The 12,553-nt window shown below is 50.5% G+C and carries 14 protein-coding genes; 9 read left to right on the forward strand and 5 right to left on the reverse strand.

Going from position 1 to position 12,553, the window contains the following annotated elements:
* Positions 1-21: 21 nt before the first annotated feature.
* Both EP25_RS0112485 and nhaD read right to left on the reverse strand, forming a co-directional pair.
* Positions 22-297 (reverse strand): hypothetical protein, encoded by a 276-nt coding sequence (locus tag EP25_RS0112485; protein WP_031434198.1) that lies wholly within the window; start codon positions 295-297, stop codon positions 22-24.
* Between the two features lie 675 nt (positions 298-972).
* On the reverse strand, positions 973-2,382 hold the full coding sequence (gene nhaD / locus EP25_RS0112495; RefSeq protein ID WP_031434199.1) for a sodium:proton antiporter NhaD: 1,410 nt from the start codon (positions 2,380-2,382) through the stop codon (positions 973-975).
* 582 nt (positions 2,383-2,964) lie between these two features.
* On the opposite strand from nhaD, the gene EP25_RS0112500 reads away from it, so the two are divergent.
* The 7 genes from EP25_RS0112500 (at position 2,965) to EP25_RS0112530 (ending at position 9,162) form a co-directional block, all read left to right on the forward strand.
* Positions 2,965-3,957, forward strand: coding sequence for an SPL family radical SAM protein (locus EP25_RS0112500; protein ID WP_031434200.1), 993 nt, complete (start codon positions 2,965-2,967; stop codon positions 3,955-3,957).
* Positions 3,945-4,685: an SDR family oxidoreductase gene (locus EP25_RS0112505; protein ID WP_031434201.1), complete on the forward strand. Its 741-nt coding sequence runs from the start codon at positions 3,945-3,947 to the stop codon at positions 4,683-4,685. Before EP25_RS0112500 ends, EP25_RS0112505 begins: the two co-directional genes overlap by 13 nt.
* A 75-nt stretch (positions 4,686-4,760) precedes the next feature.
* Positions 4,761-6,365, forward strand: a complete 1,605-nt coding sequence (locus EP25_RS0112510) for a potassium channel protein (RefSeq protein ID WP_031434202.1) — start codon at positions 4,761-4,763, stop codon at positions 6,363-6,365.
* Positions 6,362-7,063, forward strand: a complete 702-nt coding sequence (locus EP25_RS0112515; RefSeq protein WP_031434203.1) for a potassium channel family protein — start codon at positions 6,362-6,364, stop codon at positions 7,061-7,063. Before EP25_RS0112510 ends, EP25_RS0112515 begins: the two co-directional genes overlap by 4 nt.
* A complete protein-coding gene (locus tag EP25_RS0112520) occupies positions 7,047-7,577 on the forward strand; it encodes a disulfide bond formation protein B (protein WP_031434204.1) in 531 nt (176 codons plus the stop codon). Before EP25_RS0112515 ends, EP25_RS0112520 begins: the two co-directional genes overlap by 17 nt.
* Complete coding sequence (locus EP25_RS0112525; protein WP_031434205.1) at positions 7,570-8,379, forward strand: class I SAM-dependent methyltransferase; 810 nt, start codon at positions 7,570-7,572, stop codon at positions 8,377-8,379. The genes EP25_RS0112520 and EP25_RS0112525 overlap by 8 nt, the downstream gene beginning before the upstream one ends.
* A gap of 48 nt (positions 8,380-8,427) precedes the next feature.
* Complete coding sequence (locus EP25_RS0112530; protein WP_031434206.1) at positions 8,428-9,162, forward strand: DUF5765 domain-containing protein; 735 nt, start codon at positions 8,428-8,430, stop codon at positions 9,160-9,162.
* 103 nt (positions 9,163-9,265) lie between these two features.
* Here the strand turns inward: EP25_RS0112530 and EP25_RS0112535 are convergent, their stop codons facing one another.
* A complete protein-coding gene (locus tag EP25_RS0112535) occupies positions 9,266-10,024 on the reverse strand; it encodes a PP2C family protein-serine/threonine phosphatase (protein WP_031434207.1) in 759 nt (252 codons plus the stop codon).
* Between the two features lie 158 nt (positions 10,025-10,182).
* Here EP25_RS0112535 and EP25_RS0112540 point away from each other — a divergent pair, with 158 nt between their 5' ends.
* The gene (locus tag EP25_RS0112540) at positions 10,183-10,404 is read left to right on the forward strand and encodes a hypothetical protein (protein ID WP_031434208.1); all 222 of its coding nucleotides are present in this window, start codon (positions 10,183-10,185) and stop codon (positions 10,402-10,404) included.
* A 123-nt stretch (positions 10,405-10,527) separates the two neighbouring features.
* Here EP25_RS0112540 and EP25_RS24250 read toward each other — a convergent pair whose 3' ends face one another.
* Positions 10,528-10,767 (reverse strand): FHA domain-containing protein, encoded by a 240-nt coding sequence (locus EP25_RS24250; protein WP_084191163.1) that lies wholly within the window; start codon positions 10,765-10,767, stop codon positions 10,528-10,530.
* A 299-nt stretch (positions 10,768-11,066) separates the two neighbouring features.
* Here EP25_RS24250 and hemG point away from each other — a divergent pair, with 299 nt between their 5' ends.
* A complete protein-coding gene (gene hemG, locus EP25_RS0112555) occupies positions 11,067-11,591 on the forward strand; it encodes a menaquinone-dependent protoporphyrinogen IX dehydrogenase (RefSeq protein ID WP_031434210.1) in 525 nt (174 codons plus the stop codon).
* A 431-nt stretch (positions 11,592-12,022) separates the two neighbouring features.
* Here the strand turns inward: hemG and EP25_RS0112560 are convergent, their stop codons facing one another.
* A complete protein-coding gene (locus EP25_RS0112560) occupies positions 12,023-12,511 on the reverse strand; it encodes a YchJ family protein (protein ID WP_031434211.1) in 489 nt (162 codons plus the stop codon).
* Positions 12,512-12,553 lie beyond the last annotated feature (42 nt).

Here is a 12,553-nt window from a genome sequence, read left to right on the forward strand (position 1 = left end):
ACGGATGGATTCAGCGTTTCCTCAATGAAGCATCCGCGATTGCCGAGTTTGTTTTTCCTCCACCAATGAACTGGATACCTTTTGCCAATGTTCCAGCAATTGCCGATACATCTCGCGGCTGTCTTCGTTTTCCTGCGTCGCGGGGTGGGCGAGCAGTTTTTGCAGCTGGTGGACGATGACATGGGCCAGTTTCGGGCAATGGTAACCGTTGATGAAGCGGGTCATCAGGAGACAGGTGGCTGCGTGCAATTGAGATATTTCCAGTACGTTCCTGGGGTTGATTTCAGCGGAATTCATAGCATCTCCTAACAAAACAAAAAAGGTCATCGGTCGGCAACGCAGCAAAATCCGGCAGGTTCAATGGCAGAAAGACGACGCCTGGCTGATTCTTATGAAGGCCTGGCGTGTCCAATGATTTCGCTGCGTTTCTGCATGCCGACCGATGACGAAACATAATATGGCGCATGCGTTTAGTACCTGGAGGACTCGCAGGGGCGCCAGAGATAGCGAGAGAACTATCGGATACAAATGATAATGATTCTTATTATTAAGTCAAGAAAATAATGCTTCCCGTTGCAGAATGCTATCGGGTTATCGTCCCAATCCTCAGTTCGAAGGAGAATTCAAATCCAAGGCAATGGCGTTTAATCGGGATTGCGGGAAGCGTTTTACAAGAACGGCCTGGGGCCATTACTACAATTGTCGAAGGAAAGAGGCCGGTAGCATCGGCTTTTTCCCGTCCGGCTAGCGGGAAATTCAGCAGCTATTCGATGCTTTTCGGAGGACAGACTCGCTAATCCGAAAAAGAAATGCGCACGTTAACCCAGCCTTGGCATTGAAAACTATAATATATTGATAAACAATGAAAAAATAATTTTATGGCACGACATTGGCAAAGCTGGGTTAAATTCGTCGTGGGCCGCCGTGAAGCCATGCGTGAGGCGGAAAAGGCAAGAATGAAACCGCAAACCGTCAATTCATTAATAAGTGTGCATAAATGCTGACGAAGTAGCCCAACGCGATGGCGGGAGCCCATTTCAAATGGACCAAAAATGAATAAACGCCTCTTGCCTGCCCCATCAGCGCCACGCCGGCTGCCGAGCCTATCGACAGTAGACTGCCACCGACCCCGGTCGTCAACGTGACCAGCAGCCATTGCGTTTCAGACATGTTCGGGGACATGGTCAAGACGGCAAACATGATGGGAATGTTATCGACGATGGCCGATAAGATACCGACCAGGATATTAGCCGTCGTCGCCCCCAGCTGGCCGTACATGAATTCGGAGGCGTTACTCAAATAACCCATGAAGCCTAGGCCGCCGACCGACATGATCACTCCGTAGAAGAAGAACAGCGTATCCCATTCCGATTTGGCGATATGGCTGAAAACGTCGAAAGCGCTGCCGGTCGGTTCCGAGCCCGGGATCATGTCGAACGAGGATTTTTCTTGCCTGAATTTCATGCGCAGGTAATAACCGAACATCTTCAGATAACCTAAGCCCATTAACATGCCTAATGCGGCGGGCAGGTGCAGGTATTGATGGAATAAGATCGACGTCGCGATTGTTGCAAGGAACAACAGGATGATAACGATGCCTCCGTGTTTAATGACCGACGTGTCTTCATCGTCCGGCGGCAGCGGTTGATCCTTTGGCAAACAAAAATGCATTAAGGCGGCCGGTACCGCAAAATTCAACACCGCAGGGACGAACAATTTGAAGAAGGTTGCGAACTCCAAAATGTCTTTTTGCCAAACCATCAGCGTCGTGATATCGCCAAAGGGGCTGAAGGCGCCGCCCGCATTGGCGGCAACGACGATGTTGACGCAGGAGATCGCGGTGAATTCCGGTTTCGAGGCGCCGACCGTCAACACCACGGTGCACATGATCAACGCAGCGGTCAAATTATCCGCCACGGGAGAGATAAAAAAAGTGATGACTCCCGTCAGCCAAAAAATTTGTCGGAAACTGAGATTTTTTGCAACTAATTTATAACGCAGCGCCTCGAAAACTCCGCGCTCTATCATGGCGCTGATGTAAGTCATTGCCACCATCAGGAAAAAAAATAATTCCGCGTATTCCATAAAGTAATGTTTCACCGCCTGGTTGGCGACATTGCTTAGGCCGGCATCGACGTAAATAAATGCAATCAAGGTCCAGATGATCCCTGCGGCGACCATTACCGGTTTGGACTTGTGCAGATGCAATTTTTCCTCATAAAAAACCAGAATATAGGCGATCGAAAAAATGCCAAGCGCCATATAACCGGAAAGATGGCGGGTTAGATCCAGCCGCTCGGAGCCGTCCTCCACACCCAGCACCGTGATGGGAAACAGCAAGAATAAAATCAGCACGGGCAGTTTCGAGATTATTGTCAGCATAGTTTCGTGTTTATTGGGTTAAAATGTTAAGCGGAACGATCATGCAACTTCTCGTTCTTTAGTTCGTGTTGCATGTGAAATCATGCGGATATGGTGAAAAGCAGGATTAAAAAACACCGGTTCCGTGCCGCTGAAAGGCAACCGGGGAAACCACGGATATCTAGGTTGCGACACAAACCGGCCCGCCCATAACGGGAGTTTATCTTGGCCAACTCCTGAATCTGTCTCATTGTAACGACCGAACCTTGCAAAAACCTGTCAGGACGGTTTTAAAGGCGCATTTTTCGCACAATTTGTTTTCGAGGTACGCGCCGGCGAACACCGTTGCAGTACTGTAGTCGGTCATAAATCCCGCAACACCGCCGGCTCTATGAGTTTTTGAGTGGTCGGAAAAGGCTTTGCAATTGCGTGCCTAGGTGTTTTTGAGCTGCCTTGATTCGAGCGTTAAAAATCATCGAATGGGTTTCGGCGCCTTCAGATGCACGGCGGACAGGTTCACTCCTCCCCTTGCCTTCGGTAGAATCCGAGTTTGTTCATTGATTAGTGGCGGCAAAATAGTTTGCCGGCGAACGGCGCATCGACATGATAGAAAGCATTTACATAGAGCGGGGCATTCGCGACCATCCCCGGGTCGAACGGATTTGCCGGCGTTTTCCGCGGGCCCGAAAAATCAGCTGCGAGCGCTATGGCGAGGTCTTTAATCCGAAGGCGCAGAATTTCCGCCTGCAAAAACAGCGCCCGGCGTTGATTCTGGCGCGGAAATTCCGCCATTTCGCCTTGCCGGCGCCGGCCGGTTACGGCATCGGCGCCCGGCATAATTATTATTTCTCCCACATGCTGAATTGCCTGTACGACTGCCGCTATTGTTTTCTCCAAGGCATGTATCAGTCGGCAAATTATGTGTTGTTCGTCAATTACGAGGATTATCAAGCCGATATCCGCCGCATTAGCAAGGAACACGGGGATGAGGCGGTGCATTTTTTCTCCGGCTACGATTGTGACAGTCTGGCCTTTGAACCGGTCACCGGATTCGCCGAGCATTTTTTGCCGATGTTCGAAAGCCTGCCCAATGCCTGGCTGGAGTTACGCACCAAGAGCACCCAGGTCAGAAGTCTGTTGAGCAGGCCGTCTTTCCCCCGCTGTGTGGTTGCCTTCAGTCTGGCGCCGGAACAGATCGCCGAGAAGGTCGAATTGAAGGCTCCTCCCATCCACAGCCGACTGGAAGCCATGCGTAAATTGCAGGAAAAAGGCTGGTCGCTGGGATTGCGCTTCGATCCGTTGATCTATCAGCATGGCTACCTTAAACAATTTCAGGAATTATTCGAGCAGGTGTTCGCGATGCTGAAGCCGGAAGCCTTGCATTCGGTCAGTCTGGGGGTATTTCGCTTGCCGGAGAGCTATTTCAAGAAGATCCACAAGCTTTATCCAGAGGAAAAATTGTTTGCCAGTCCGTTACAAACCCAACAGGGAATGACCTCCTATCGCCAGGATTTAGAGCAGGAAATGACGCAACGCTGCACGGAGATGTTGTTGCGGTATATTCCGACGGAGAAATTTTTTCCATGCACGCTATAACGCGAACCGTTTTGGTCACCGGCGCCAGTTCCGGCATCGGCCAGGCGGTTGCCAGAAGACTGTTGGCCGAAGGACACCATGTGATCGGCACGGCCCGCGATTGCGGTTCTTTTGTTAAACGGCATCCTCGTTTTGGTTGTTATGCGTTGGATCTGGCCAAGCCGGAAACCATTGCGCCGCTGGCGCGGCAACTTCAGCAAGATTTTCCAGAACTGGATACGGTGGTTTTTTGCGCCGGCTACGGTCAGTTCGGCTCGTTGGAACAGTTTTCCTACCGCCAGATCGAAGAACTGATGATGGTCAATTTCACCGCCCAGGCCATGTTGACCAGGGCCTTGCTGCCGAAACTGAAACACCTGCCGCGTTGCAACCTGGTTTACATCGGCTCGGAGGCCGCCTTGCTAGGCCGCCGCCAAGGGAGTATTTACTGCGCCAGCAAATTCGCCCTGCGCGGTTTTACCCAGGCCTTGCGCGACGAATGCGGCACCAGTTGTGTCAGGGTAACGCTGATCAACCCGGGCATGGTGCAAACGCCTTTTTTCGACAAACTGTCCTTTAGGCCGGGGGAAGAGTCAGGCCAGTTCCTCCAGGCCGACGATGTCGCGGATGCCGTCTCCTATGTTTTGCAGGCCGGCGAACACATGGTGGTGGAGGAAATCAATCTGAACCCGGTCAATAAGGTGGTCAGGTTTAAGGGTAAAAACGGAGCCGACAAGAACAAGGATTAAAGACCAATGGCATACAAACATTGGGGTTGGCCCTATAATTGAGCATTAATATTAGCTGACCGATTACGTGCTTCCATGCTTTCCAGATTCATTGTGTATTGCGCTTATTATTTGAATGGGTCCAACCGCTACGGCCGTTATAAGCGCTTTCTTTATGAATTGATGGAAAGCCCGGACAGTCAGCTGCGCAAGCATTTCGACATTTTCATGATCTGCCTGGTCATGCTGAGCGTGTTCGTATTGGTTTACCACGTCGAGCACGAAATCGGGCGGTTCGGAGAATATCTGGAACATTTCGTCGTGGCGATATTCATCACGGAATATCTGCTCAGGCTTTGGTTGTATTCGGATTCCCATCGCATCATTATCGAACAGTACGAAAGAGCCCAGTTTCTCAAAGTCCGCTTCAATTTATACGGTGCCGTAAAGCAAATACTGGCGAAAAAGCTGGAATATATGTTATCGCCCTTCGCCATTATCGACTTGCTGGCGATACTGCCCAGTTACCGGCCGTTGCGAATCTTGCGGATATTTCTGATTTTCCGCCTCTTCAAGTTGTTCCGCTATTCCAACAGTATCAAGGTGTTTGGCGAAGTCCTGGCGAACAAACGCTTCGAACTGATTACGCTGATGATATTCATCGGCTTTCTATTATTTATATCCAGTGTCGGTATTTATCTGTTCGAACACGATGCCGCAGGCGGCCAGGTCGACGACTTGGCCGATGCGCTGTACTGGTCGATCGTCACGCTGTCCACCGTCGGTTACGGCGATATTACCCCGCAGACCGTCGGCGGTCGTCTGGTAGCGGTCATGTTGATCCTGACGGGGTTGGGAGTCTTGGCGTTTTTTACCTCCATCTTCGTCGCGGCGTTTAGCGAAAGAATGCCCAAGCTAAGAGAAAACCGGACCTATGCCGAGCTCGAACGCTATAAGAAATTCATCATCATTTGCGGCTTCGGCCGGGTGGGCCAGGAGATCGCCCGGCAATTGGCGAACGACAAACAAAAATTCATCGTCATCGATCGCAACGAGACCAAGATCAATGCCGCCAAGCAATTGGGCTTTTTGGTCAGCCACGGCGATGTCACCAAGAACGATGTGCTGATCAGGGCCGGGATCAATCGCGGCGCGACGGCCGTGCTGTGCGTCACCGGCAACGACGTCACCAATGTTTATGTCACGCTGAGCGGTCGTTATTTGAACCCGTCCATTCAGATCATTTCCCGCGCCAACCGCCACGACAATGTCAATAAGTTGTATCAGGCCGGCGCCGACAACGTGATCGAGCCGTTCGAGATCGCCGGTTTGCTGGCCGCCCAATACATCGGCCAACCGGTCGCCTTTGAGGTAATTTCGGGGATTTTGCAGGAACAGAAACATATTCAGATGGAAACCATCATCGTCGTCGAAGGTTCCATGCTCGACAAGGCCCAGGTCGGAGATATCGATTTGACCCGTTACAAACTGACGCTGATCGGAGTGATCAGCACCAACCCGATCCATCTAAAACATAAGAATATTTATCCGCTTAAGCAGCAGCATTTTTATTTCAACCCGGAGGCGCATTTCATCTTGCGGCCGCATGACATTTTGATGGTGTTGGGAAGGGAATACAGCATAAGCCATTTTCGCGACCAGATCGAGCAAAGCGGCCTATTGAGCGGACAAAAAATATGAGGAATATCGTCGTGTTCGGTTATAACCGGTTGTCGGTGGAGGCGATGAAGCGCCTGGATACCGAGAACCACAATGTTGTCATCGTCGACCAGACCGAGGAACGCGTTTCACAGGCGACAGAAAACGGTTATAGCGCGACCGTTCTGGATTTTCGCAATGATGACGAGTTGAAGTCCATTGGCTTGGGCAAGACCATCGATACCATCTTCTGCTTTTTGCCGGATGATTCGGAAAACGTATTCCTGACCCTTTCCGCACGGGCCATCGATCAGAAGCTGAACATCATCGCCATCGTCGAAGACCCGGATGCTTCGGAGAAACTGATCGCGGCCGGCGCGAACAAAGTCATCGATCCTTATCAGATTTGCGGGCGCAAGATTCATGAGCTGATCAAAAAGCCGGATATCACCAATATCATTGACCAAACGGTGTTCGGCCGGCATGATTTGCATGTCGCCGAAGTCGTGATTCCGGAAAACAGCGTATTGGAAAACACTTACAGCAGCCAATTAAAATTGAATGAAAAGCATAATTTGGTTCTAATTGGTATCGTTGACAAGGAACTGGGTGAAGATCTACATTTTGCGATCAGTGAACAGGATCATCTGCTGGACGCCGGTGACATACTTGTCATATTAGGCCCTTCACGGGATATCAGAGCTTTCAAAAAAGAAGTTGCCCATGTTAGAGAAAATTAAATTAAATCCGCGCACCTGGTTTTTTATCGGTTTTTTCAGTTGTTTCTCCATGTTGCTGGTAGGAGCCTATTTTCAATTGGTCAAGCAATTGGAACCCTGTCCGCTCTGCATTTCGCAACGCATCGCGATTTTCGCGACCGGCATCGTGTTTTTGGCCGCCTCGATTCACAACCCTCGCGCCTTGGGGCGCAAAATTTACGCGATTCTTGGCGCGCTCGTCGCCTTGACCGGCGCGGGGATTTCGACCCGCCACGTCTGGTTGCAGAACCTGCCGCCGGACGAGGTTCCGGAATGCGGCCCCGGACTGGATTATGTCTTCGAACACTTTCCGCTATCGGAAACCATCAAGCTAATGCTGAACGGCACCGGCGAATGCGCCGATGTGCTGTGGACCTTTCTGGGCCTGAGCATCCCCGGTTGGACTCTGGTGGCCTTTTTGATGCTGGCCACGATCAGCATACTGCAATACTGGAACAATAACACCTTGATTGCCCGGGGGCTCGACGATGAATAAAAAGATAGTGTCATTCTGCGCCGCTTTACTGTGTTTATCCGCCGGACCTTTGCGAGCCGCCAATTCGCTGCATAGCATTATTTCCGGCGAACAGCGTAGCGCCGAAAACCAGGCCCGCGACCGTTATCGCCACCCCGAGGAAACGCTGGCGTTTTTCGACGTGCAGGAAGACATGACCGTGGTCGAAATCTGGCCCGGCGCCGGCTGGTACACGGAAATCCTGGCGCCGTACTTGAGGGACAAAGGCTTGTTGTATGCGGCGCACTTCTCACCCGCTTCGACCGTGCCCTATTTCCAAAAAAGTGTGAAAGCATTCAAGGGCAAGATCGCCGCCGATCCCGATGCGTACGGCAAACTCCGGCTCACGGTGCTGCAACCGCCAAAACAAGTCGAGATCGCCCCGGCCGGCAGCGCCGATCGCGTGCTGACTTTCCGTAACGTGCACAATTGGATGCGCACCGGCCAGGCGGAAACGGTGTTCAAGGCGATGTTCAAGGCCTTGAAGCCCGGCGGCATATTGGGCGTGGTCGAACACCGCAATCCGACCTATATCAAACAGGATCCGCAGGCCCAATCAGGTTATGTGCGGGAAGATTATGTGATCGGCCTGGCGGAGAAGGCCGGTTTCAAACTGTTGGACAAGAGCGAAATCAATGCCAACCCGAAGGATACCGGGAAACACCCGAAAGGGGTCTGGTCGCTGCCGCCGTCGTTGCGGGAAGGAAAAAACAACCGGGACGAGTATCTGGCCATCGGCGAAAGCGACCGGATGACGCTTAAATTCGGCAAACCCGAGGAATAAGCGTAAGCCTGTTATACTGATTCCTTTTTCATCGTTTTCGGATCAATTATGTGTTTCAGCGCTAACATGTCTCTCGGCCTAGGGTTGGCCGGACTCGCCGCCTCGGGCGTCACTTATCTGGATAAAAGCGAACCGCTGTGGGTGCGGGTAGCCCGCGCCTATGCGATTTTTCATTTTTCCCTGATGGAGTTCATCCAGTATTTCGCCTATCCGGTGGCCGATCAATGCGGCTACGGAACCAATTTATTCCTCAGTGAAATATCGACCTATCATATCAGTCTGCAGGCATTGGCCATCATGCCGGCATTGGCGACCTACTCGTCCGATAAAATGGCCCTGAAGAAAGCCTTCATGATCGGCGTTGGCCTGAGCGGATCGTTCCTCGTGTTCAATTTCCTGCCGACCAGCTGGCAGTTGTTCGGCATCGAGCCCAATTTCATCGGCGACATGGTGGCTTGTTTGTTCATGGGTAAATATCACATCGGTTACAACATACCCAGCGCCTTCGGATTGCTGGTCACCTGGGGTTCTCTGTTCGGTCTCGCGTTCAGCGGGTTTCTCTGGAAAGACAATTGGGAAATGGCCTCCTACCATTTCGTCATGGCCATGCTGACCCTGTTCATGCCGCAATGGCTATTCGGCGTCAGTACCGGCGAGGCGGCAGCGATGTATTGTTTTTATTCCATTCCGATCACAGCCAGCTTCATGCCGCAGTTCAAGAAAATTTTCACGGCCCGGCCGCAAGAGGAAGCAGGTGAGTTAGCGTATAAAAGCAACGAATGAATGGAATACTCGAGCGGAGAACCGGATAAGCATCAAAGCTCGATGCCTCCACTTCGTTATTCAATGCAGGTTTGCTCCCGTGTAATCTCGCTCTCCTGCCGAATTAAAAAGGCCAGAACTGGGAAAGAATCGATTTATCCTGTTCCCATTGCGCCAAGGTAACGCCAATATTGTCGCAATTCTGGCCGCCATTCCGTAACGCGATGTCGACGAGCCATTCGGGACCGTCCTGATCGAGAGGATGCTGTCGAAGTATCTCCGGTACGCTATCGGTTTCGACGGATTGCCAAAAGCCATCGCTGCATAGCAAAAATAGATCCCCTTTTTCCAACGTGCACGCATGAAGGTCGGGTTCCGGCTCCTTGAGGCCTCCGAGGCGCTTAACGAGTTTATTTTGAATAAAATTAGCCTCCTTGCTATTCCCTTCAATCAAGCCTTGAGCGATCATGATTTGTAATAATGAATGGTCCAATGTTTGATTGATCAAACGGTCTTGTCGGTAATGATACAAGCGCGAATCTCCGACATGCGCCCAATACGCTTGTCGCCCCTTTATATAGAGCAACACGCAGGTTGTTCCGGGCGTCACATCGCCATTGGTTTTCAGTCGATTAATTTCTTCATGGGATTGCAGGCATATCTCTTCAAGCAAAGATTCCGGGTCGTTTGATTTGTTTTGTTTGAAGCTTATTTCAGCAGTATCGACGACGATTTGCGCGGCCTTATCACCATCCGGTATTCCGCCCATGCCGTCGGCAACAACCAGTAAATGTTTATTGTTGCCATTATGGAAGATACCTATACGGTCCTGTTGCTCATTCCTTTTTCCTATATTCAGTGCTTGTCCAAATTTCCAGGGCATCGATGACTTCTCTTTATTGTTATGTGTTGACAGAATCCCTAATTAAAGATCGATTTGACTTTCCCAAACAAACGCTTGGGAGCATTGGTTTGTTATTTCAGCGCTAATAATCTAGGGAATGGCGAATCATTTCCTTTTAGTTATGCACGGTGACTAAAATGAAAGGTTGTACCGCGGATTTCAATGAAACTGCCTTCCGTGATTTTGCTTCTAAATTTAATCGCTTTGCAGTTAAGCTTGGTTTTGCCTCGTTTTTCGGGAACGAGATAATTGCCGTCGCTTTGCCGGACGATTCTGGCGGCGGTTTTCGGCGCAAACCAACCCCTGATTTGGAAATCGCAATCTGGCAATTTTACGAAACTGAAACGAAATTCGGTTAAACTAATCCTGCGACCGGCCAAAGAGCCGTTTGCCACTTCAAGAAAAGCGTTTTTTCCTTGTTTTCTTTTAACAAATCATCCAGTTTCGATATGTCGACTTCAACGGTAGCCGATTTCGAAGCATTACCAAATTTCAATCCGGGATTTAGTGGCCGCTTTTTCGAATGAAGCGGGTAAATCGGCGTCAATGAATTTCAATTTATGTTTGAAAATCCCGATTTCATCCCCGAGTTTGAGTGCCTTGTCCGAAACCCGTTCGACATTTACATAAACGCTATTCGTGCTATTTAAATCGTAAATGGTGTAGTTGTCCCCGTTTTTGATAATTTCGGCATGATTCCCTGATACGCCTACGTTATCGATACAATATCGTTGTCATTATTGCGGCCGATGCGGGTAATGAGCGGAGTCAGTTCATGTTTGGATCTGAGTTCGTCATTGAAATAAACATTTAGGAAACTCATAGGATGCAATCTCTAGTAAGAAGATTCGAATCAAAACGGAATTTAGATTACGTTAAAATAAAATAGATTTTTTTGATGTTATTCACCGTATCTAAAAATAGCGGCTATCCCGGTCTACTTGGAATCCGGCTTGACGCCCCATGAATGTGACGCCAGTACCGAATTGAATGGCTAACAATAACGACAAAAGGAAAAACGATGGCAAATATATTGATCCTATACTCGACGACCGACGGACATACCCGGGAAATCTGCCGGCGGCTCAAACAAGTGATCGAAGGCAACGGACATCGGGTGAGTTTGCATGCCATCGACAGCACGCCTGCAAATCTCGCCCAGTTCGACAAAATAGTGCTCGGCGCGAGTATTCGTTATGGCAAGCATGCCAAGCAGGTTTATCGCTTCATCGAAAAAAATCGCAAACTGTTGGATGACAAGCCGAACGCTTTTTTCTCGGTCAATGCCGTGGCGCGCAAAGCGGCCAAGAACCAACCGGAAACGAACCCCTATCTGCGTAAATTCCTCAAGCAGATCGCCTGGCAGCCTAGAAATTTAGCGGTATTTGCCGGCAAGATCGATTATCCCCGCTATCGGCCGCTGGACCGGCTGGTGATACGATTGATTATGTGGCTGACCAAGGGGCCCACGGATCCCAACGCGGCGGTCGAATTCACCGATTGGAAGCGGGTCGAGACGTTCGCAAAAGTGATAAGCGAGATGTAACGGGAGCTCTTTCGCCAATATTTTCGCTCTTAGACATCATGTATTGACCTAGCGCACCTCAAGCATCGCGGTTAAGCTTGGGGTTTTCATAACCCCATCTGCCCAGAGCCGACATTGAGGGGTAGGCCATGAAGAAGTTTAGCAAATACATCGGACTGGATGTTCATAAAGACGCGTAAGCCGAGGGTAGCGTGGCCTTATCGTTTTGTTACGAAGCCGGCCCGTGCGGCTATGGCATCCATCCGCAATCGACCGATCAGGGTTGGTAAAAATAACTTCCCGGAGCCAATGTAATCGTATCCATACTCCGACGTGGATACGCATCTGAAGGCCGCTCTGCGTCCCGTACCGCAGAGCGGCTCCAGCGTGCTCCCACGCTGGAGCGTGGGAGCCAGTATAGGGGATTTATCAGCAACCGAGTCCTTAGAGCGCTATGCTTTGCCGCAGCAGCGTTTGAATTTTTTGCCGCTGCCGCAAGGACAGGGGGCGTTTTTGCCTTGATTGACTTGTTGACTGACTTTGCCGACCGATTTGACCATGCCGTCCAGATAGAGCCATTTCCCCTCTTTTTTGACGAAGCGGCTGATTTCGTGCATCGCGTATTCTTCGCCGTCCATCAGATAGTAGGCTTTGAATTCGACGATTCCCTTGCTGTCTTTTTCACCGCCTTTTTTCTTGCCGACGATTTCCAGGCGTGTCCATTCGACGTTATCCTCCTTGGAAAAATCAATAGTGTCCGGCCGTTTGTTACTGTCCCAGGTCGCCAGCAAATACGCTTCGTTATGTTGAGCATAGGCAGTAAAGCGGGAACGCATCAGCTGTTCGGCGGTCGCCGCCGATTTGGCTCCGGAATGGAACAGCGCGCAACAGCGGTCGCTTTCGAGCAGTGATCCGCAAAGACATAAACTACTATCAGGCATCTTTCTCTAATTGATTCGTCGAAATAATCCAGGGCCAGCAAG

It is taken from the genome of Methylomarinum vadi, from assembly GCF_000733935.1.
In the GTDB taxonomy this organism is placed as follows: Bacteria; Pseudomonadota; Gammaproteobacteria; order Methylococcales; family Methylomonadaceae; genus Methylomarinum; species Methylomarinum vadi.

Bases quoted from the DNA above. Each gene is read 5' to 3' on its own strand.
- EP25_RS0112520 (WP_031434204.1), top strand. From the start codon at position 7,047: ATGTTAGAGAAAATTAAATTAAATCCGCGCACCTGGTTTTTTATCGGT.
- EP25_RS0112500 (WP_031434200.1), top strand. From the start codon at position 2,965: ATGATAGAAAGCATTTACATAGAGCGGGGCATTCGCGACCATCCCCGG.
- EP25_RS0112510 (WP_031434202.1), top strand. From the start codon at position 4,761: ATGCTTTCCAGATTCATTGTGTATTGCGCTTATTATTTGAATGGGTCC.
- EP25_RS0112525 (WP_031434205.1), top strand. From the start codon at position 7,570: ATGAATAAAAAGATAGTGTCATTCTGCGCCGCTTTACTGTGTTTATCC.
- hemG (WP_031434210.1), top strand. From the start codon at position 11,067: ATGGCAAATATATTGATCCTATACTCGACGACCGACGGACATACCCGG.
- EP25_RS0112560 (WP_031434211.1), bottom strand. From the start codon at position 12,511: ATGCCTGATAGTAGTTTATGTCTTTGCGGATCACTGCTCGAAAGCGAC.
- EP25_RS0112505 (WP_031434201.1), top strand. From the start codon at position 3,945: ATGCACGCTATAACGCGAACCGTTTTGGTCACCGGCGCCAGTTCCGGC.
- EP25_RS0112530 (WP_031434206.1), top strand. From the start codon at position 8,428: ATGTGTTTCAGCGCTAACATGTCTCTCGGCCTAGGGTTGGCCGGACTC.
- EP25_RS0112535 (WP_031434207.1), bottom strand. From the start codon at position 10,024: ATGCCCTGGAAATTTGGACAAGCACTGAATATAGGAAAAAGGAATGAG.
- EP25_RS0112485 (WP_031434198.1), bottom strand. From the start codon at position 297: ATGAATTCCGCTGAAATCAACCCCAGGAACGTACTGGAAATATCTCAA.
- EP25_RS0112515 (WP_031434203.1), top strand. From the start codon at position 6,362: ATGAGGAATATCGTCGTGTTCGGTTATAACCGGTTGTCGGTGGAGGCG.
- EP25_RS0112540 (WP_031434208.1), top strand. From the start codon at position 10,183: ATGAAAGGTTGTACCGCGGATTTCAATGAAACTGCCTTCCGTGATTTT.
- nhaD (WP_031434199.1), bottom strand. From the start codon at position 2,382: ATGCTGACAATAATCTCGAAACTGCCCGTGCTGATTTTATTCTTGCTG.